General features: G+C 34.4%; 15 protein-coding genes. 8 read left to right on the top strand and 7 right to left on the bottom strand.

Annotation, left to right across the window (positions count from 1 at the left end; translation table 11 throughout):
* Positions 1–4: 4 nt before the first annotated feature.
* The 6 genes from CJ739_RS14185 to CJ739_RS14160 form a co-directional block, all read right to left on the bottom strand.
* Positions 5–2755 carry an outer membrane beta-barrel protein gene (locus tag CJ739_RS14185; RefSeq protein ID WP_117176454.1) on the bottom strand — a complete coding sequence of 917 codons (2751 nt, stop codon included), beginning with the start codon at positions 2753–2755 and terminating at the stop codon, positions 5–7.
* A gap of 382 nt (positions 2756–3137) precedes the next feature.
* Positions 3138–5609: a TonB-dependent receptor domain-containing protein gene (locus CJ739_RS14180; protein WP_117176452.1), complete on the bottom strand. Its 2472-nt coding sequence runs from the start codon at positions 5607–5609 to the stop codon at positions 3138–3140.
* Entirely contained in the window at positions 5590–6954 is a 1365-nt protein-coding gene (locus tag CJ739_RS14175) for an HTTM domain-containing protein (RefSeq protein WP_117176450.1), read from the bottom strand. The genes CJ739_RS14180 and CJ739_RS14175 overlap by 20 nt, the downstream gene beginning before the upstream one ends.
* An 83-nt stretch (positions 6955–7037) precedes the next feature.
* A complete protein-coding gene (locus tag CJ739_RS14170) occupies positions 7038–8153 on the bottom strand; it encodes an imelysin family protein (protein ID WP_117176448.1) in 1116 nt (371 codons plus the stop codon).
* Between the two features lie 94 nt (positions 8154–8247).
* Positions 8248–9444 carry a DUF4856 domain-containing protein gene (locus tag CJ739_RS14165; protein WP_117176446.1) on the bottom strand — a complete coding sequence of 399 codons (1197 nt, stop codon included), beginning with the start codon at positions 9442–9444 and terminating at the stop codon, positions 8248–8250.
* 135 nt (positions 9445–9579) lie between these two features.
* Positions 9580–10443, bottom strand: coding sequence for a hydroxymethylglutaryl-CoA lyase (locus tag CJ739_RS14160; RefSeq protein WP_117176444.1), 864 nt, complete (start codon positions 10441–10443; stop codon positions 9580–9582).
* A 303-nt stretch (positions 10444–10746) separates the two neighbouring features.
* Between CJ739_RS14160 and CJ739_RS14155 the strand changes: the two genes are divergently transcribed.
* Positions 10747–11676, top strand: coding sequence for a T9SS type A sorting domain-containing protein (locus CJ739_RS14155; RefSeq protein ID WP_117176442.1), 930 nt, complete (start codon positions 10747–10749; stop codon positions 11674–11676).
* Between the two features lie 79 nt (positions 11677–11755).
* Positions 11756–13678, top strand: a complete 1923-nt coding sequence (locus CJ739_RS14150) for a T9SS-dependent choice-of-anchor J family protein (protein ID WP_117176440.1) — start codon at positions 11756–11758, stop codon at positions 13676–13678.
* Positions 13679–14025: 347 nt separating this feature from the next.
* Here the strand turns inward: CJ739_RS14150 and CJ739_RS14145 are convergent, their stop codons facing one another.
* Entirely contained in the window at positions 14026–15057 is a 1032-nt protein-coding gene (locus CJ739_RS14145; RefSeq protein ID WP_117176438.1) for a quinone-dependent dihydroorotate dehydrogenase, read from the bottom strand.
* A 382-nt stretch (positions 15058–15439) separates the two neighbouring features.
* Here CJ739_RS14145 and pepT point away from each other — a divergent pair, with 382 nt between their 5' ends.
* The 6 genes from pepT to CJ739_RS14120 all read left to right on the top strand — a co-directional run bounded on the left by pepT (position 15440) and on the right by CJ739_RS14120 (position 21077).
* Entirely contained in the window at positions 15440–16681 is a 1242-nt protein-coding gene (pepT, locus tag CJ739_RS14140; protein WP_117176436.1) for a peptidase T, read from the top strand.
* 456 nt (positions 16682–17137) lie between these two features.
* A complete protein-coding gene (locus CJ739_RS14135) occupies positions 17138–17872 on the top strand; it encodes a CPBP family intramembrane glutamic endopeptidase (protein ID WP_117176434.1) in 735 nt (244 codons plus the stop codon).
* A 234-nt stretch (positions 17873–18106) separates the two neighbouring features.
* Positions 18107–18859: a hypothetical protein gene (locus tag CJ739_RS20380; RefSeq protein WP_162880220.1), complete on the top strand. Its 753-nt coding sequence runs from the start codon at positions 18107–18109 to the stop codon at positions 18857–18859.
* 124 nt (positions 18860–18983) lie between these two features.
* Entirely contained in the window at positions 18984–19457 is a 474-nt protein-coding gene (locus CJ739_RS14130; RefSeq protein ID WP_117176432.1) for a hypothetical protein, read from the top strand.
* A gap of 408 nt (positions 19458–19865) precedes the next feature.
* Entirely contained in the window at positions 19866–20324 is a 459-nt protein-coding gene (locus tag CJ739_RS14125; RefSeq protein ID WP_117176430.1) for an SRPBCC family protein, read from the top strand.
* Between the two features lie 222 nt (positions 20325–20546).
* A complete protein-coding gene (locus tag CJ739_RS14120; RefSeq protein WP_117176428.1) occupies positions 20547–21077 on the top strand; it encodes a hypothetical protein in 531 nt (176 codons plus the stop codon).
* Positions 21078–21274 lie beyond the last annotated feature (197 nt).

Here is a 21274-nt window from a genome sequence, read left to right as displayed (position 1 = left end):
AACCTTAACGTCTTCTAAAACCGCCGCCGGACCTGTTTTGGTATCTATCACCCATATTCATGTTTTGGCCTGCAAATCGTCCAAATTTATAAACAAAGGTTAGCATGAAGTATTGTTCTAATATTTTATTCTCTACATCTTGAATAGCCGTTTCGGAAACGGACCTATTATAGCCATTATTTTTTCCTAAAATATCATAGCCAACTGCTGTTAAAGTTGCTTTATTATCCCATAACTGCACGCCTAATCCTGCATTCCAAAAAACAGCAGCACCATCAAAATCATCACCTACCCTACTGTTATATCGGTACGATACTTTATTAGTAAAAAAGGCATCTTTTAGAAAAAACACAGAAGATTCCAATCTTAAATTCTGTACAAAATAATCGTTATCGTTATATGTATTGGTATCGTATTTAGTATGAGTCATCGCATAACTGTAAGATGTGCTTATATCTATTTTCTTGTTATGTGAATAACTTAATGACAGCGATGGTCTAAGCGTATGCGTTTTTGTTGTGAATCTTACAGCATTCTGAATGGATTTAATGTTTCTATAATCACCATGAAACCTTAAATTGATATTGAAATTATTTTTTTTGCTGAAATATGACTTTGAAATAGCCGTATTTCCCGAAACACGATAATCGCCATTTATATTTTCGTAGGTTGTATAGCGTACTAAATCTGAATCTGTTATGGTCGAATTAATAATTTTATCTTGTACAAATTCAGCCTTGGCATTTGCCGTAACATTAATATTATTAAACGCAATATTATTTTGGTATTTTAGATCAATCTCATGACTTACGGCTGGCTCTAAAAAAGGGTTTCCAGTTCTTATATTGGTTATATTACTAACATCGGAAATGGGCTGTAATTGGCTAATGGATGGTAGGTTAACATTTTGGTCGTAATCCAAAGTGATGTTTTTATAGCCTTTTTCGTCACGATAACGTATTCTACCCGAATAAGTTACATATTCAAACGCATTTTTAAAATTACGTGCATTAATAATATGGTCTTTATAATTTCTAAACGTATTGGTGTAAGAACCATTCACTTCAAAACGAAATTCCTTGTAATCGTATCGCAGTCCTAATGTTGGTCGAATGGTAGTAGCGATGTATCGACTATCTACGCTTATTTGGTCATTAAAACTCGTATAATCGGCATCATTTTCATCAAAATCGTAAATAAACTTTTCGTCCTTTTGGCTGTTTACCGTCGCACTGTACCTTGGTATGATTCTAAAATTGTTCAATAACTCTTTGCTCCATCTGGCATGTAAATTTATTCTTGCTCCCGAATTATTGGTATTTGAGATTTGGTCTTGCACAACACTGGTGTTGCTGCTTTCCAAATCATTTCTAGAATAGTTTGAACCTTCAGCATCTTGTTTATCGAATGCGGTACTAAACCCTATATTAAAGTAATCTCTTTTTTTTCCGACTCTTGAGGTGACACTAAAATCGTTGTTAAAATTATAACTTGAGTTGCTCGAATTATTTTCAGAAAAATAGGTACCTACTAAATCACCATTGGCATATTCCGAAATTCGATCTACCGTTGAAAAAGAGTCGTTATTTGAGCTATTAAAATTGGTGACATTCGATAATTGCACATGGTTTCTAGAGCTTTTGTTTTTGGGTTTAATAAGAAATTTTAAATCCGACCCCACATCATGACTATCAGAATCATTAAAACCTCTACTAGTCGCATTGGTTATATAATTTAAATCGGGCAGGAAATTCTCTGTATAACTTTTTTGTGCCCTATCGGTGCTTTGGTTACTGTACCTATAATCGGCATTTACACGGGTTTCGTTCCATTTTCCTTTAGAAAAATTAGCGCCTAAAAAATCGGATTCTATATAGCCATTACTGGAATCGGCATCGGGCAACGAATTAAATCCTTTGGACATATTTATATTGTTTGTCCCCATAATAATGCCTAATTGCTTGCCATCAATAAGCTGAAACAGGTTGGCATTGGCTTGGTATTTTTCATCGGTGCCATAGCCCAAATTGACATCTCCAAAATAGGCTTTATTTTGTCCTTTCTTTATTTTCAGGTTTATTTCTTTAGTACCGGAATCAGATTCTTCACCTGTAAATTTCTGCATATCCGTTTTATAATCGGTTACCTGAACTTTACTAACAGCATTACTAGGAATGTTTTTTAGAGCAATAGCACCATTCTTTTCTCCAAAAAACCGCATCCCATCGACATTAATGGCCTCTACTTCAACCCCATTGACCGTAATGATGCCATCTAGATCTATTTCGACCCCTGGTAATTTTTTCAATAAATCCTCCACCTTATCATTTGGCATGGTTTTAAAACTATCGGCATTATATTCTATCGTGTCTTTTTTAATTAAAATAGGGGGCGCTTTCCCGATGATGGACACCACGTTTAATTCTTCAACCTGATCGTCTAACGTCAGACTTCCTAAGTTTAGTTGCTTGCCCGCAGGCACATCGATATCCTTTTTAAATGGCTTATAACCCATATAGGCAATATTGAAAATAGCCTTGGAATCGTTCTCGGTATTTACCTGTAATGAAAACTCGCCATTTTTATTTGTAATACCATAAGATATGGGGATACTGTCTTTAATACTTTGAAGATATACCGTAGCGCCTTCTAAAACATGAGCGTTTTGGTCTTTAACAACGCCTTCTAAAGTAAATTTTTGTGCAAATGATGTTGTTGAAATAAATAACGACAGTACTACTACTAATTTTTTCAATGTGGTTTTTTAGTTAGGTTTATGCATTAGACCTAACTATCATTAGAAAGTTTAATATATAAATGTTAAATAAAACCTAAAGAAATCGTTTAGTACATGATAAAAATCCAAATATAATCAGATGTCAGGAGCTTGTTGTAACTTTATAAATAATAAGGACTTCGACGAGCTCAGTCTGACGTGGTCAATTATCAATTTGCAATTAACAATTACCGATTAAACAATTCAACAATAAACAGTAATAAATAATCAACAATGTTGGTAATAGGACTTCGACTGCGCTCAGTCTGACATGATCAATTATCAATTTGCAATTATCGATTAAACAATATTTCTTGAAGCATACTATCTTTAAGGCAGAACCTCGAAGAATTCTTTTCGATTAGATTTTAATTTGTAATGTCGCATACCAAGTTCTTGGTTCCGATGGAATGATTCCTGGACCTGGATACCCCGTGGCACGTCTTGTAAAATAGGCGTTATTTAACAGGTTATTAATTCCTGTTTCCAGTTTGAAACGTTTGTATGTGTAAGCTAATGATACATCCAAGACATCATAACTAGGTATTTGTCCTACCACACCTTCTCGTAGTTCCCCATTTTCTGCACTTAGAGAATTAAAAGCATCGGTATATTGCTCTGATAAGTATGAATATTGAATACTTCCCATTAAATTTTTGTAACCAAACTTTAACATTGTTTTCATATTAAGCTTAGGAATAAACTCTACAGTATTTCCTTGTATGCCACTTTTTAAAGACTTGGTATATTCTGATTCTATATAGGCTAAATTTAGACCTAATTTTAACTTATATTTGGATGACGAATTTTTAAATATCTCTAAAACATTCCAGTCTATAAAACTTTCTAATCCATAAATAAACGCATCCCCTACATTAGTTCTTACCCTATTGGCTCTATTATCCAAAATATCCCCAATTCTGTTATTATAGGCAACACCAAAAACTCCAAAATCGTAAGAAACAGAACTTTTAAGCTCTCCTCTTACCCCTACATCTACAGTAAAACCTTCCTCGTCAGTAATATTTTCGTCTATAATAAATGTTGGGCTTACCGAACGAATATCGTTAAATGTTACTGAACGATAATTTTGAGATATATTTCCATACATTTCTGCAAAAGAATTGGGCTTATAACTTGTACCAATACCTAACAACACGAACGATCTATCGAACACTCGATTATCTTCATTTTCAACTGAAAAAATTAAGTTATTTGCATTATCGTAGTTTTTAGTAAAATATGTTCCTTCACTTTCTGTTTTAATATACTCAAATCTAAATCCTGGTGTAACAGAAAACTTATCGGAAAATCTAAAAATATTTTCTCCAAAAACTGCTAAATTCCTATTTGGATACTTAAAACTTGAAACATTCGGGTAATCGGGATACTCCTCATTATAAATTGTAAAATTAGGTTCCTCCCTCTTATCTCCAGCTCCCTGAATACCTTTATTATTTGCATTATAATACTTAGATCCAATTAAAAAAGCTGATTCATTACCAAACAAATTGTATTTAGTTAATAACCTTGCTTCAGCACCCCAGTTTTTAAAATCTCCTATTAATACATCTCGATTATAAAAATAACTACCATCTGATTCTTTTAGATCATCAACAACTATTGGATTCTTATTCATGCCTGAAGGATATGGATCCCCTCTAAACCCTACTGCTTTTCTTGAAGCATCCAACCCAAACAAATTAAAAGTAAAATTGGTTTGTTCTGAAAATTTATGATCGAGTTTTACATTATATAATAACCAATCTACCTGAAACCAGTTTCTAGAACGATTACTTTGGTAGGGGTCATTTTCAAACATCGTATCGGTTAGTCCTCCGCCTTGCTGCGCCAAATAGTGCATGTAGGTGACGTCGCCTGTCATTTTGGTTTTGTCGTTAAACTGGTAGCCCACATGCGCAAAAACGTTCTTAGACTCAAATTCTGAATTCGGTCTAAACCCATCACCTGTTTTATAATTGAAATAGGTATAATAACTAAACTTATCTTTCGTACCGCTTAAACTGGTGAAGTTGGTATATAAGCCAAAACTGCCCAACGTATTTCTTGTGATTAATTCTATGGGTTTGTTGGGGTTTGGTTCTTTCATTTTAAAGTTAATCAAACCTCCAAACTGTGTGCCGTATTGTAACGAAGCGGCACCACGAATTACTTGTATTTCTTTTAAACCTTCAGAAGCTGGTGTATAGTAACTTTCTGGGTATCCCAACACATCGGCACTGATATCATACCCATTTTGGCGCGTATTAAAATTGGCTGTTCTGTTGGGGTCTAAACCACGACCGCCAATATTCAACTGTAAACCCGCATCGTCGTTTTGGTAGATGTTTAACCCAGCTACCTGACTGTAAAGTTGGCGTGCGTTATTAGATGCCAAATTAGCCATAGATTGATCAACCAAAATGACTTCTGTTTTTTTTCCTGCATAAATGGCTGTACCTTCAACATCTTTTAAACGTGACAGTTCAAACGCTTTTGCCTTTCTAGCGGTAATCTCTACTTCAGATAAGTTTACCGACATCTTTTTTAGGGCCACGTTCACTTCGGTGTCTCCTGAAACGGTTACGGGGACTTCTTCTACATCAAAATCATAAGAGAAAAATACCAACGTGATATGTTCCTTGTTGGTGTTAAATTCGTAGTAGCCAGAAGCATTTGTTTTGGTCAGCAATCCTGAAACTTTATCGTAAACCTCAACCTCTATAATGGATTGATTGTTGGCATGAGTAACAACTCCCGAAACTTTATGTTGTGCAAATGTCTGGATTCCTATAAATAGGATTACAATTAATTTAAAATCCTTTAATGTCATCTTTAAATGGTAAAACCCATGTTTTATGTTGGAATGATTCTTTTTCTTTATATAAATCGACAGTTTTATCGATAAATGGCTGACTTAACCGCCCGTTTAATGCCACATAACTCTCAGCAAATACTTGGACGTTTTTATGCCCTTGTGATGTAAAATGGTCGCCTAAATAATGGGCGTAATCCAATATAAAATCAGGTTGAAAGCTCATCTGCTTTTCTTGAAATGACGTCAAAAAATCGGAATTTCTAACTACAAATGCTTTTCCTGTTTTGGCATCCTTAATAGTGAAGGTGGTATAACCCATTTTTTCCATGAGCATGACGCGCCACGAAAACCGATACCCTTCTTCGGTCCAAAACAACTCACCAGGGTATAACAGGTAGCGAAATGGAAATACGACTTGAATGGCAAAAAACACAGCTAAAACAGGTAATACTATATGTTGTTTTCTGAAACTAAAAGCTTCTTTATAATCTATTCTATATGCTCTTGTGAACGGTTTGAGGATGCCTTTTAAAATTGAAATGATTTTTTGATGGAACTTGGCATCAAAGAAAATAAGTGTCGAGACAATCATGATAAAAGGAAACATGCCTATTGGGAACAGTATTCGGGTAAACACATGGAAAAACACGACTAGGGCAAACGCCACCCATCGGGTTCTTTTGTACACTAGTAAAAACGGAATGGATAAATCGTATAACATCCCACTCCAACTCATGGCATAATGAAACCATTCCTGTTGCATGAGGTTTTCACCAATAAAAGGCAAATCGTATTTAGATGGCAACCATATTTTTAATGGCATGGCTTTTAATAACCAATCGGAATTAATTTTAGCTAAACCCGCATAAAAATAGACAATGCCCAAAAGGAGTTTTACACTGTCTATAGTCCATTTGGGAACGCTTTTATAAGATGTTCTTTTAAACAGATTATCAACTGAAAAATAGGCATTGGCCGGTAAAAAAATCATTAAAAAACTTAAGAGGCTTATACAGTAATAATGATTTAAATACGTGGCTTTATCCATGAGTTCGATGTAAGTAAAACTCAGAAAAAAAACGATGATCGCTAGTCTGTATTTAAAACCTAAAGTGACCAGTAAGGCTGAAATCCCACAAATTATAAAAATAAGATAGGTGGCTTCTCCCAAAGGTTTCACCCATTCGAAACCGTAATACGGAAAATGGAATTTAGGTTTGATGTATAAGGTTTCAATCCAACCATTAGCCCAAAAACGAATGATGCTAAACAACATCATCATGCCAAACAACATACGAAATACAGCTAATGGTGCTGCATCTGTTTTTGTACTTAGGTATGTTTTGAGATTGAAATCCATATAAAAAACGAAAAGATTCCCTAACGAATTAGAGAATCTTTAGTTGCTTTATTATTTAATATAAGTAATCGCCATTATTATAACTAATCGCCATCAGCATCGACATAATCTACACTAATGTTGAAAGCTTGTACCATATCAACCTTTAATAGTATAACCACTTTTTGTAACTCGTCATAAGCCATGGTCATTTTAGAATTATCGGTATTCACTTGGTTTGAAAAATTAGCGTCTAAAGCTTGTACTTTAGTACGAGCTACATTTAATTGATTGTTTATCAAAGTACTTAAATCTTCTCTACCTATGGTAACATTCAAATAATCCAAATAAGCTTTAAAACTATTTGAGGTTGAAGAAGTATTATAAGCTTTTCCGTTAAAGAAATTCTGAACTGCATTTATCGCTTCTAAAACCAAATCTTTAGATACTTCTTGATTGTAATACCCTTCTACTTTATCAGGCAACGGATTTGTGGAAAAAACCCCTGCTGGGATTCCTATTTTGTTGGCACGGAGCCCTTTTTCGTAATAAAATATAAAATCGTTTGTTAATTTATTTGTAGAACTTGTTGCGGTATTTGTAGTGCTGTTAATAAACGTATCTCTATAACCCGAAGTCCAATCGTTCAAAACCGTTTGTGTGAGCGATTTCATTTGATCTACCAAATCTGATACATATGTTTTATAGCCACTAGCATTAGCGTTTGTAGTATATATGTCTAATATGGCAGCATCATCGGATGCGACACCATATAATAAATAGTCTAATGCTGGAAATCCTACAGCATCGTTATTATTGGAGTGTGTTAAGTCATAAGTACCGTTTGCTATGTTGGCTTCAACATCGGCCACTGTCGTTGGGTAAATATTCATTTGGTAGGCGTAGTTTATGGCTTCAGCTTTACCAATATTAAACATTTCAGCATATTGCCATACTTTATAAGCATTTAACCATGCGGTACGAAAAGCGTCTAAATTGGTTTGATCTGGTGTAGCCACAAATGTGTTTTTTGCAGTAACCAAAGTTTCTAACTTAGTATTCAAATCCTGAAAAACGGGAATAATGATATTATCTGCCCAGTTAATAAGCATGGTTTGTCTATCAAAATTATCTTTCGTTTTATTGTCACCATCATCGGAACCACTACAGGCAACCATTACTATAGTTAAAACGACTACTGAAACGATTTTCTTTATCATAACTTAATTAATCTAAATATTTTGCAAATATAAATAAGCAGATGGATTATTACAGTAATCCATCTGCTTTATGTTAGAAACTAATATAATATCTTTAGTTTGCAGCTGCATTAACCGTAAATCCAAATTCAGTCGCTATTTCAGCAGATATGGCATCTAAAGTTGCTGCTTCAACATCCCAAAAGCCATTACCAGCCATAAGATCCTCTACAAAAGCATTCACCTCGGTATTCGTAAAATAAGGAACATCTGTATTTGGTTTTCTAGTAAATTGTAAACTGTAAATAAAACCAAATCCTTCAGATAATTCATGAAACGCTTTTGCGTTATCGTTACCCGCTAACGATGCTTTACCTGCCTGTAAATAATGTACAGCACGTACTGCAATAACTTTAGAAATGTTCTCTCTTATAATTTGCACTTGGGCATCACGAACATCGTATTCTTTTGCTACAATGGCTGCTCTACCTAATTTAAAAGCTTCATATATTGCATCGGCAATTCCTGCAAAATCACTATCTGCATCCACCTGTCTTAAATAGCTATTTAAAAAACTATCGGCTTGCAACGTTGGAACTGCTGGATCTTCTTCAGCACCGTATAAATAACCATACCCCTCATCCCATTTGTGTTCCATTGTGGTATAAGATTTCCCAGCTTCAACAATATCGTCATTATTATTTACAATGTTACTGCCTTCATCTAAAACTGATGTACTTAAATAGTTGTTAAGCATTTGGTCTGCCATCAAACCACCGATAAGGCCTTTAGCAACCGCTTGGTTTAATTCCAATCCTTTCCCATTTACATAACGGATAGAACCTCCACCCAATTGTTGTATCTGACCTGCTGAACCAGCTGTAGCAGCAAGGTCCCAATTAACAAATACCGTGTTAGCTTGCTCTGCAATCCAACCATCAAAATCTGCTTTGATAGCGTTTGATACCGTCGTGTTAGCTGAAAAATAATCTTTAGAAGCAGCTACTTTGCTTCGTACATTTTTATTAGATGCATTAAGGTCTGCTTCAGAAAAATCATCATTTCCTTCAACATGTTCAAACATCGCTTGTAACTGTTCTGCTGTGTTTGTATTAACCTTTAAAGCCGAAACCAATTCACCAGCCATAGTAATACGTGTGGTTTGACCACCAAAACTAACAGTTGATGACCCATCACGTGTAAAAACGTAAGTCGCAGGGGTTTCTATTTGGTTTGAATTGTTGTCATCATCATTTGAACATGATGTCATTAATGCCGCAGCTACTGCTACCATTGATAAGATTCTTTTCATTTTGCTTTATTTAGACTTGATATAAATAATAAATTAATTCTCGTGCAAAAATAAAATACAAAATGAGAATCACAAAGTTTATTTAGATTAAATTTAAATTAACTTTATAACTATATGATTATTAAAAACTTAAACTTAATGATAAACGGTAAAAATCTTAGTAGCTTCATTATGGGCACTTTCAAAACTCAGGGCATTTAGACTGTTGTTTTTTTGGGAAGTGAAGTACGACAACAACTTTTCAGTGGGCATATTACCTGTTAATTCATCCTTTGCCATGGGGCAACCACCATAACCTTGAATAGCACCATCAAAACGTTTACAGCCTGCTTTGTAAGCGGCATCTACTTTTTCGAACCAGGTAGATGGCGTGGTGTGTAGATGGGCACCAAACTCTATATTGGTATATTGTGGTATTAAATTTGAAAACAGGTACTGAATGCTTTCCGGGTTTGAGCTACCTATCGTATCACTCAACGATAAAATTTTAACGCCCATACTGCTTAAACGTTCGGTCCACTCGCCTACTATACCAACATTCCAGGGATCTCCATACGGATTACCAAATCCCATAGAAATGTAAACAACCACTTCTTTATTGGCTTTGTTGGCAATTTCCAAAATCTCGGAAAGCGTTACAACTGACTGCGCAATGGTTTTGTGCGTATTTCGCATTTGAAAATTCTCTGAAATTGAAAACGGATAGCCTAAATAATTTATTTCAGCATGTTTACAAGCGTCTTCTGCACCTCTAGTATTTGCTATAATGGCAAGTAATTTACTTGTTGTATTGCTTAAATCCAGCATGGATAGTACCTCGGCAGTATCAACCATTTGCGGAATGGCTTTTGGCGAAACAAAGCTTCCAAAATCAATCGTGTCAAAACCAACACGCAATAAAGACTGGATGTATTGCACCTTTTTCTCTGTTGGAATAAACTGTTTGATGCCTTGCATAGCGTCTCGTGGACACTCTATTATCTTTATTTGGCTTGACATTATGTTGATTAAAATACGATGCTAAAAATACTATTATTTTATGAACTCAACTTGGCTTTTTTTGATTGAAGCGAAAAAGTCAATATAAATTCTATAAAAACTTATGTGAACATTTTATTTCTCTGTGTAATTTTTTGTTACTCAGAGTCTCATTAGTCATTAGTCATTAGTCATTAGTCAAAATTACTTTTTGTAAGCATTCACAAAAGCAGTCGACTTAAATAAAAAATTTTCTGAAACAGACTATTCTCGGGTCTTAGCCATCTGAGAATTCTTTAGATGTAAAACAATAAAAATAAGCAGATGAAAAACATTACTTTAACTTTATTTTTTGGACTGATACTTTCAGTAAGTGGTTTTGGCCAAAGCACTGCAGATTACAGCATATCACTTACAACTATTTGGAATGCGACCGACCATACTTCGGTTCCTGAAGATGCGCATTGGTCGGAGCTTGTTGGTGCCACCCATAATACCGCTAACGCGTTTTTTGAATTAGGAGTCGTCTCTCCCAACACCGATGGTATTAAAGATATGGCCGAATTAGGCAACAACACCAATTTTATGAGTGAAGTTAACACCGCCATTTCTACTAACAAAGCAGACCAGTGGATAAATGCCGGTAATTTAGCTGGTGCTGTTGGTACATTCTCTATTGACAATTTACAAGTAAGCGAAAACTTCCCTTTAATAACTTTGGTTTCCATGGTGGCTCCAAGTCCCGATTGGTTTATTGCCGTTAATAGCATCGACTTAAGGTCTGGAAACAATAGTGTCAACAACGGTTGGAAAGACAGTTTTACCTTAGATGTTTTTGCCTATGATGCGGGTACCGATGATGGTACCGATTACACCTCGGCTAATGCCGTAAGCAACCCACGTGTAGGTGTTTTTAAAATAACAGGTGCACCGATAAATGGGAACAAAATGGGCACTATAACGTTTACTTATAATGCTTCAACATTAAATACTGTTAGCCATCATCCTATTGAAACCATTAAAATATTCCCGAACCCAACAAAAGGACATGTTACGGTTTCCAACATTCAAAATAGCGACTTAAAATCCATTCAACTTTATAATGTTTTAGGGCGCTTGGTAAAAGACATCCCAACAGGTAATAGCCTTTCAAAAATAAATCTAAATCTAACGAACTTAAGTAAAGGTCTTTATCTGTTTAAACTGAATTCTATGGATGGGAAAACCAAAACCAGCAAACTTATTGTCAAATAGTCGATAAATCTCACGGTTCAACGTTTTTATTGTTCTGAAATAGCGAATAGGAATACATTTGAAAAAATGTTTTCCCCAAATGCATGTTTTAAAACCTAAATTACCTACTTTTTTATTATTTATACTGTTATCATTTGGCATAAATACCGTTGCCCAAAATGAAACAGTTTCATGCGGAACCGTTACCACAAAAGAATCCACAGCATTTTATAACAGCATAAAACCGCAACTTAAAAACCATGAGCAGGCTTTTATGCAAAAGCGGTTGTCTAAAAGCGTATCGTCTACAAAACTCATGAATTCCATTCCTGTTAAAGCGCATATTATTCGCAATTCCAACGGAACTGGAGGTATTAGTGAGGCAGATCTTAATACGGCTATTTCCGATTTAAATACCCTATATGCCGGTGCTTTTATGGAATTCTTTTTATGTGATGGCATTAACTACATTAACCAAGACAGCCTTTGCCATTTAAAGAAAGGTGATGAAAAAAACTTAATAGAGACCACCAATGTTGCGGGGTTAATAAATATATACTTTGCAGAGAATATAGAAAACGCATTGGAGGAGAGCATTTGCGGTTACGCTGATAACGAAGGCAGAAATGATGTGATTGTTATGAAAAATAGTTGTGTCACCAACGATTCTACATTGGCACATGAAATGGGACATTTTTTCTCATTAATGCACACGCATGGAACAGATGATACAAAAACCACCGAATTGGTAGATGGCAGCAATTGCGAAACCGATGGCGATGGTATTTGCGACACGCCTGCCGACCCCAAATTAACTAGCAAAAACGTTAACAATTTTTGCCAGTATATTGGAACCGAAACTGATGCTAACGGTAACACTTATACTCCAGATACAGGCAATATCATGTCTTATGCCAAGAAAGGGTGTCGTTCCCACTTTTCGCAACAACAGTTAGCGCGCATGTACGCCTTTTATCTTACGGCTAAAAACTATTTGGCTTGCCCGTCGTTTAATGCCAATTTTACAGCAGATGTTAGTCAAACTTGCGATGAATCGTTAACTGTAAATTTTGAAAGCAGTTCCGAAAACATGACCACATGGGCATGGGATATGGATAGTGATGGTGTGATTGATTATACCATCCCAAACCCGTCGCATACTTTTACAAGTGGGGTTTATGATGTCACGTTAACCGTTTCAAACAAACACAGAACTATAAAAAAAACCTATTCAAAATTTATAAAAGTCGGTAATGCTGAATCACTTTTTAATGAAGATTTTGAATCTTACAGTTTACAAAGCGATGTTAATTGGACTGTAAAAGACAGCACAGAGCATGGCTATAACTGGCTTTTAAATAAAGGGGAAACAACTTCAAGCGGCACAGGACCTACTTCGGTCAAAACAGCAAATAATCCATCCAATACCTATATGTATGCCGAAGCTTCGGGTGCACAACCTGGTGACATTGCCGAATTACTTTCACCGTGTATGGCTATCACAAACCCAAATTCGGGGCTGGAATTTTCATACCACATGTATGGAAAAGGTATTGGCGAATTACATATTGACATTAAAACGGAAGATGGTTACATAAACGATGTGATTCCCGCACTTATTGGAAGCCAACAAAAACATCAAGAGGATGCTTTTTTAATAAAGGATATTGATTTATCAGCTTATACAAACCAAACTATTAATGTGCGTTTTAGAGCTGTTAGAGGCAATAATTGGGATGGTGACATTGCGATTGACAACGTATTTATTAAAACCATTGACGTGCCCATATCCGATGCGGTTGTTAAGGTATACCCCAACCCCATTTCGGGCGACATACTGTATGTTAACACTCCAAATATGGACGAAACCCTCAGTTATAATCTAACCGATTTAACCGGAAACGCGGTATTAACCGGAAACTTAATCAATAAGCAAATACATGTGGGCAATCTTAGTTCAGGTATGTACTTATTAACCATTAGAAGCAAAGGTTCTACAGTTACCAAAAAGATTATAAAATAAGATTTAGTATCTGACAAAAATCCAAATATCAGTTTAAGTGTAGTCGAAGACATTGGAAATCATTAGTGTTCGATTCAAAGATTCAAGATTCAAGACCGCTTTGCTAAAAGAAACAAGACTGTTTTGCTAAAAGATAATAGACTAAAGAAAATAGACTATAGACTCAAGGACAACAAATTGATTTACTTTTCTATTTTTACAATATATAAACAACTAATTATTAATCCGTTGTGTGAAATTGAGGAAATTTAATTTATAACGAATTTTGATTATAATTTAAAGTCAATTTAGTACTCAAGTGTCAGACTGAGCTTGTCGAAGTCCCAATTGTAAACAAACAAGAAGCATTAGCCTTTTAGAATCGCTTTATTTATCGCTTTTACCAAACTAGGTCCTTCGTAAATAAACCCCGTGTAAATTTGTACTAAATCGGCACCTGCTGCTATTTTTTCTAAAGCGTCTTCGGCAGAATGAATGCCTCCAACCCCTATGATTGGGAAGGCTCTGTTGCTTTTATCCGCTAGATATTTAATCACCTGCGTGCTTTTATCTTTAATAGGCTGTCCACTTAATCCGCCGTTTCCAATGGCTTCCAATTGCTCATTTGAGGCTTTTAAACCCGTTCTGTCGGTGGATGTATTACTGGCTATAACACCATCTAAGTTGGTGGTAGCAACCAAGTCTATAATTTCATCCAATTGGATGTTGTTTAAGTCAGGAGCGATTTTTAAAAGAATGGGCTTTTGCTTGTTAAAACTTAGATTTGCTTTTTGTACGGCTCCAATCAATTCTTCCAAATATTCTTTGTCGTTTAGTTTGGCATGACTTCCCACATTTGGGCAACTTACATTCAGTACAAAATAATCTACATAAGGGTGCAGCGCATTAAAACATTCTAGGTAATCTTTAGTATAATCTTCGGGTTTCGTGTTGGTATTTTTTCCAATATTCCCACCAATAATCAGTTTGCCTTTGTTGGATTTTAATTGGGTTATAGCCGCTTCAAGACCTTCGTTATTAAACCCCATTCGGTTAATAATACCTTGGTCGTCTTTCAATCGGAACAAACGCTTTTTAGGATTTCCTGCTTGTGCTTTGGGTGTGACGGTGCCTATTTCAATAAAGCCAAATCCAAAGTTTGCCAGTTCGTTATACAGCACCGCATTTTTATCAAATCCTGCTGCTAACCCCACTGGGTTTTTAAAAGTAAGTCCGAATACGTTTCGTTCCAACCGCTTATCATTCACAACATATAAACTTCTAAAAACAGCAGCAAAACCTGGGATTTTAGAGCTGAATTTTATTAATGAAAACGTAAAATGGTGAATTTTTTCAGGGTCGAACAAGAAAAATAACGGGCGAAGTAGTAATTTGTACATCTGTATTATTTATGCAAAAGTACTTCTAAATATTGTAAATAAAAAATCGGCCTTTCCAAAAGCAAAAAAATTAATAATCGTACTTTTGAACCTCAAAAGGTTATTTGATTATCATAGAACTCGTTTAAACTTTTTTGATTAAAGCGAAAATTTAACCCTGCGCCAGCTGGCTCGTTCGCTAAAATAACCCACTGGGTTATTTTTACGCTCCGCCCTATGCTCGGTTGAAGGCTTTTTTGAGTTGCATAGCAGGGCTACGGAAGGAGAAAAAGGCAAAAAGCGAGTGTAAAAGGACAATTTTTTAGCCAATTATAAAAAGTTTAAACGAGTTCACACTCAAATTTCAAAATATCTTACCTTAACACTTTAAAATTCATTTCAAATGATTTCAAAAGAACACATCATTAAGCGCTTTATAAGTTACGTTACTATCGATACCGAATCGGATCCTACATCAAACACCACGCCCAGCACTGCCAAGCAATGGGATTTGGCCAACAAACTTGCCGAAGAACTAAAAACCATAGGCATGCAGGATGTTAGTATTGATGAAAACGCCTATATTATGGCTACATTACCTAGCAATGTATCGCATGCTGTGCCAACTATTGGATTTATTTCGCATTTTGATACCTCGCCCGATTTTACGGGTGCTAACGTAAACCCTCAAATTATTGAGGATTATAATGGGAAGGATATTGTTTTAAATGAAGCGGAAGACATCATACTGTCTCCCGATTATTTTGAAGATTTACTCCAATATAAAGGGCAAACCCTAATCACTACAGATGGCACGACCTTATTAGGTGCCGATGATAAAGCGGGCGTTACCGAAATTGTGACGGCTATGGAATATTTAATCAACCATCCTGAAATTAAACACGGCACTATTAAAGTGGGTTTCACTCCCGATGAAGAAATAGGCAGAGGTGCCCATAAATTTGATGTTGAAAAATTCGGAGCCGATTGGGCATACACTATGGATGGCAGTCAAATAGGCGAACTGGAATATGAAAATTTCAATGCCGCCAGTGCTGTTGTAAAAGTGAAAGGCAAAATAGTACACCCAGGCTATGCCAAAGGTAAAATGGTAAACTCCATGTACATTGCCCAAGAATTTATCAACTCATTACCACGTCTTGAAACACCCGAGCATACCGATGAATATCAAGGTTTTTTTCATTTATACGCCATAAAAGGCGACGTAGAAGAAACTGTTTTGGAATACATTATTCGCGACCACGATTTTGGACATTTTGAAGCACGTAAAGCCGTCATGGACAAGTTAACCAACGAGCTAAACGAGCAATACGGAAGGGAAGTTATTCGTGTTGAAATAAAAGACCAATACTACAATATGAGAGAAAAGATAGAACCTGTCATGCATATTGTAGGTATTGCCGAAGAAGCCATGAAACAACTACATATTGAACCTATAATCAAACCCATTCGTGGTGGCACTGACGGCTCACAATTAAGCTATAAAGGCCTCCCCTGCCCTAATATATTTGCTGGCGGACATAACTTTCACGGACGCTACGAGTATGTCCCTGTTGAAAGCATGATAAAAGCGACCCAAGTCATTTGTAAAATTGCTGAATTAACGGCTTTAGAAGAAGACTAAACGCATTTATATTTAAAACACTACTTATCAGTTCGAGTGATTCCGATTTTTTTTATCGGGATGGTATCGAGAACCAAACTCAAATCAGGCCCAGTTATAAAATAATTGGGTCTTTTTTTTATGCTATCCTTGACACATATTGACACATATTGAAACATATTGACACAAGTGCCCAAAAAAGTAGGGGTTTTGTTCGGGTTTTGTTCGTCTCTGGTTCGGGTGTATTTTTGTTGGATGGAGGGTTGCCCGAACAAAGGGTGAACAAATGTGAAATAAGACTGCTGTACCGCCTATTCTTTTTTTAAATGCCATTTATGTTTTTTGTAGGTGGACTTTTATTATATTCGTAGAGATGTAGATGATGTGACTGCAATTGAATTGCTTATTGTGGTTATGTGGTTGTTACCTGCAAGTTGAAAAAAATGCTCAGAAAATTAATTGAATACTGATTAAAATATGACTAAAAACCTTTATCTAAATTTATTTTTAAGTTTATTTATTTTGCTTCTTGGATTTAAATTTTCTTCTGGTCTTATAGACTATTGGACAATAAGAATTGTTAAAATATTATCCATTATTATTGCTGGTTTTTTCTTAATTAAATTTAATCCAAACTTACTTCCAAAAAAAGAAAATTCAAACTTCAAAATTCAATATCTCTTTCCAATTATAATTGGAATTATCGGTCTTTTTATCTTTGACTACTTTATTCTTTTACTAAACTATAAATTAATGGGTTGGGATTGGACTGGCGAAGTTAATCGAACAATATCTGAATCAGTTCTATTAATTGGATTTATAATTGCTTGGGGCCTATTAGAAGAACTCTATTGTCGTAGGATAATTGCTCAAGAAATCTTCAATTCTAAAGGTTTTTCTAAAGCACTCTGGATTTCTGCTTTAATTTTTGGACTTGCACATACATTTAGCGATTCTGGTTTCCTAACAACTTTTCTCGGTGGCCTAATAATTGGTTATGTTTATCTTAGAACACTAAATATTTGGTTAAGCATTTTTTCTCACATCACATATAATGTAATTTACTTTTTTGTTTCGCCAATTATAGACATAAAAATTGATGAATTCAGTTCATATCAAACAATAACAATGTTTTTAGGCTTTGGAATATTATTACTTTGGTCTATGTATCTGATTTTCAAAAAGCAAACAGAATTAAAAACCAGCAGGTAATAACTAGGTTTGTGTGGTCGGTAAGGCCAAACATGAACGCCTTGAACACAGTATATAAAAAATTGCTAGTTTTAGCTAAACCCAGGCTATGCATTCTGTGACTTCGTAGCAATATAAAAGAAAAAGTAAGCATCTATAAGAAACTGTATTTTACAATAAGGTGTGTGTTTTATTTTTAAACATCTTACTAAAAAGTAATATATTGCATACATAAACGATATAACTACAATAGTGATGCTGTTATTGTGGTTATATAGATGTTGGCAACAAGCTGAAAAGTACAGTAATTTCAAATTGAATAAAAGCAATAAATATTATTACAAAGTTGTTTCAAACATTCCTGAAAATGGAGCAATTATTAATACCGCCAATCGAATCGACGGTAATATGATAAAGAGATTGTCTGACTTAAATAACCTTTTCGATTTAATTTATGATTGCTCTGAATATCATCAAATATCAATTAAACAAATTTGGCTGAAATTAAAATCTCAAGAGATAATAGTATTTACTCGAAATAGACTGAAAAATGATTTAAGGAATATTAAAAGAGAAATTAAATCTCAAAATTTTATACTCGAATCTGAATTCAGATATTTTACTTATTACATTTTAGAAAAAGTCAGACAAGATTTAATTAGAACTTCAAAATCAGTTGCATTACCAAATAGATTTGAATCAAGTTACTTTTTTGGAAATTTAAAAGACTGTATGATATACTTGATTGGAATTTATGGACTATCATATAAAAATCAATCTAATAATTTAAAAATTATCGAGGTAGAATTTGAGAAAACTGAAACATTGCACAAATTCGACAATAATTTACTGACTGACTTTAAGGATGATTTCCTTTCAAATGATTTTTATTCAACATTGAAGGATTTTCTACTTTGCAAAGAGTCTAAAAAACCATTATTTGAATATGTATTTCAAGGTTCTTATAAAGTTATTAGAAATGATATTGAAATTCAACACCGAGTATAAAAAATTGTTAGTTTTAGCTAATCCAAAGTTAGTTGCCCGTTTGCTGGCTTCTGATTTTCCTTCGGAAAATCCTCGCCTAAAAACATGCAACTTTACACAAACATGTTGGCAATAATTTGAGAAAATGAATAAGATAAGATTAACATTTCTAATATTAATAACCTGTTTCTTTTCGTTCGGACAAACTAAAAACTATTCTGAAAAAGAAATCCTTGAGAATCAAAGAAAAACTACTGTTAAAATCATTGTTGCTTTACAAAAAAATAATGATGAATCCATTCTACAATATTTTGATAATATCAATAATGACATACATAAGAAACTTAAAAGTTGTGTAGCGGAAATTGAAAAATTCAAAAACTCAACTATGTTTTCTGACGTGATTGTTTTTGACGAAGGTTATAATATATTCCGATGCCGTTATTCTGACAAAACTAGAGCAAGGTTTCAAATTGACCTTTATTTTCATACTGAAAATCCGAATTCAAAAGTTGTCCAAATAAAAACAAAAACAGACCAAATATTAAAAAAAGAATATAAAGAAAGAATGAATAGTACGGAAATCCCTCCTGCTCCACCAAAACCAGATGGGAAATAAAAACTATTGCCCATAACTAAGCGTCCGAGTGGTCGGTGCGACCTAACATGAATGTCCTTTTGACTGAACCCTCTTTTCAAGTCACAGAATTCATATCAATATTAAAGAAGAGTAACATCTATAAGATTTTGTTCGGGTTTTGTTCGTCTCTGGTTCGGGTGTATTTTTGTTAGATGGGGGTTTGTCCGAACAAAGGGCGAATACGTGTGAAATAAGACTGCTATAGTGCCTACATTTTTAAAATATCTTTTGTTTTTTGTAGGTGGATTTTTTATTATATTCGTATATATATGATATAACTACAATTGAATTACTATTTATTGTGGTTATGTGGTTGTTGGCGTGCATTGTAAAAAGACAATTAATCAACATACCACAGAACCAAAAATTTTAACCAATACATAGATCATGAAAAAACTACAATTCAAGAAAGACATTAACGCATCTGCTGAGAAGGTTTACAATACTATGCTTGGCATTAACAATATTAAAACATACGAGCAATGGACATCCGAATTTAATCCAACCTCAACTTATGAAGGAAGCTGGGAAAAGGGGGCAAAAATCTACTTTATCGGAACGGATAAAAATGGTAAACGGGGTGGAATGGTATCTGAAATTGCGGACAACATGCCATTCCGGTTTGTTTCCATTCGCCATTACGGAATTTTAGACGGTGAAAATGAAATTACCGAAGGTGCTGAAGTTGAAAAATGGGCAGGCGGATTGGAAAATTACTCTTTTGAAGAAAACAACGGAGTGACAACCGTAACAGTAGATGTAGATTCAATGGAAGACTATATTGATTTTTTCAACAAGACTTTTCCAAAGGCTTTGGATAAGCTCAAAGAAATTGCGGAAAAATAGTTCAAAGACACAGACTACACACGCCAGACTCTGAGAAATCTGTGACTTCGTAGCATATAAAAGAAAAAGTAAGCATATATAAGAAACTACATTTTACACTAAGATGTGGTTTTTTATTTTTAAATACCTTACTAAAAAGTAATATATTGCATACATAAACAGTATAACTACAATGGTGCGGCTATTTATTGTGGTTAAACGATTGTTGGCAAACATTTGAAAATGAAATACCTGAAAATTATATTTGCTTTTTTCCTTTTAATTTTTCAGACATCTTGTCAAAAAGAAATAGTTGGAACTTGGTATAAATGCAACAAAGATGGAAGTTATTATGAATATAAAATAACTGACCAATACACAATTATGCTTTCAAGTAAATCTGACATTATTTGGATTCATAAAGTTAAACAAATAGACAACGGAATTATTCTTTCGGACTTTGACTCTTCTGTTAATCGACTTATGATAAACAATGACACATTGATTGTCTTATCTAAAACCAAAGATAGAATTGTTTTAAAAAGCTCTTATACTTGGGACAAAATGGAACTGAATAAAGCGGAATTTGACTTTGATAAAATTGATTCTACAAATTTAGATTCTTGGAAAAAGAAAACTATATCGGAATTTAAAAAAAGGGCTGAGTTAAAAAATTGTCCCGACTTAAGAACTGAAGAAGAAAAAAACATTCCGACTATAAATTTAGACGATTTTGAGGAAGAAGAAATAACAATTGAAATAAAAGAAAAATAAAAAACGATTTACCAACACAATGCAAAAATAATTACTTGGTTCTGGATCTTCGAAGTCTGTGACTTCGCAGCAATATCAAAGGAAAAGTAAGTATACATAAGAAACTACATTTTACAATAAGTCGTAATGTTTTTAAATAAACGACGTTTTAAACTTCGCTTAGCATATCGTTTTATTTAGACATGGTTACATAGAAA

This window comes from Mariniflexile sp. TRM1-10 (assembly GCF_003425985.1).
Taxonomy (GTDB): domain Bacteria; phylum Bacteroidota; class Bacteroidia; order Flavobacteriales; family Flavobacteriaceae; genus Mariniflexile.
The sequence above is the reverse complement of the archived record's forward strand: the minus strand, read 5'-3'. Positions and strand labels throughout refer to the sequence as shown.

What these genes read in the sequence shown, in the direction of transcription:
- CJ739_RS14180 (WP_117176452.1), bottom strand. Translation starts at nt 5,609, where the DNA reads ATGACATTAAAGGATTTTAAATTAATTGTAATCCTATTTATAGGAATC.
- CJ739_RS14175 (WP_117176450.1), bottom strand. Translation starts at nt 6,954, where the DNA reads ATGGATTTCAATCTCAAAACATACCTAAGTACAAAAACAGATGCAGCA.
- CJ739_RS14170 (WP_117176448.1), bottom strand. Translation starts at nt 8,153, where the DNA reads ATGATAAAGAAAATCGTTTCAGTAGTCGTTTTAACTATAGTAATGGTT.
- CJ739_RS14165 (WP_117176446.1), bottom strand. Translation starts at nt 9,444, where the DNA reads ATGAAAAGAATCTTATCAATGGTAGCAGTAGCTGCGGCATTAATGACA.
- CJ739_RS14160 (WP_117176444.1), bottom strand. Translation starts at nt 10,443, where the DNA reads ATGTCAAGCCAAATAAAGATAATAGAGTGTCCACGAGACGCTATGCAA.
- CJ739_RS14155 (WP_117176442.1), top strand. Translation starts at nt 10,747, where the DNA reads ATGAAAAACATTACTTTAACTTTATTTTTTGGACTGATACTTTCAGTA.
- CJ739_RS14150 (WP_117176440.1), top strand. Translation starts at nt 11,756, where the DNA reads ATGCATGTTTTAAAACCTAAATTACCTACTTTTTTATTATTTATACTG.
- CJ739_RS14145 (WP_117176438.1), bottom strand. Translation starts at nt 15,057, where the DNA reads ATGTACAAATTACTACTTCGCCCGTTATTTTTCTTGTTCGACCCTGAA.
- pepT (WP_117176436.1), top strand. Translation starts at nt 15,440, where the DNA reads ATGATTTCAAAAGAACACATCATTAAGCGCTTTATAAGTTACGTTACT.
- CJ739_RS14135 (WP_117176434.1), top strand. Translation starts at nt 17,138, where the DNA reads ATGACTAAAAACCTTTATCTAAATTTATTTTTAAGTTTATTTATTTTG.
- CJ739_RS20380 (WP_162880220.1), top strand. Translation starts at nt 18,107, where the DNA reads ATGCTGTTATTGTGGTTATATAGATGTTGGCAACAAGCTGAAAAGTAC.
- CJ739_RS14130 (WP_117176432.1), top strand. Translation starts at nt 18,984, where the DNA reads ATGAATAAGATAAGATTAACATTTCTAATATTAATAACCTGTTTCTTT.
- CJ739_RS14125 (WP_117176430.1), top strand. Translation starts at nt 19,866, where the DNA reads ATGAAAAAACTACAATTCAAGAAAGACATTAACGCATCTGCTGAGAAG.
- CJ739_RS14120 (WP_117176428.1), top strand. Translation starts at nt 20,547, where the DNA reads ATGAAATACCTGAAAATTATATTTGCTTTTTTCCTTTTAATTTTTCAG.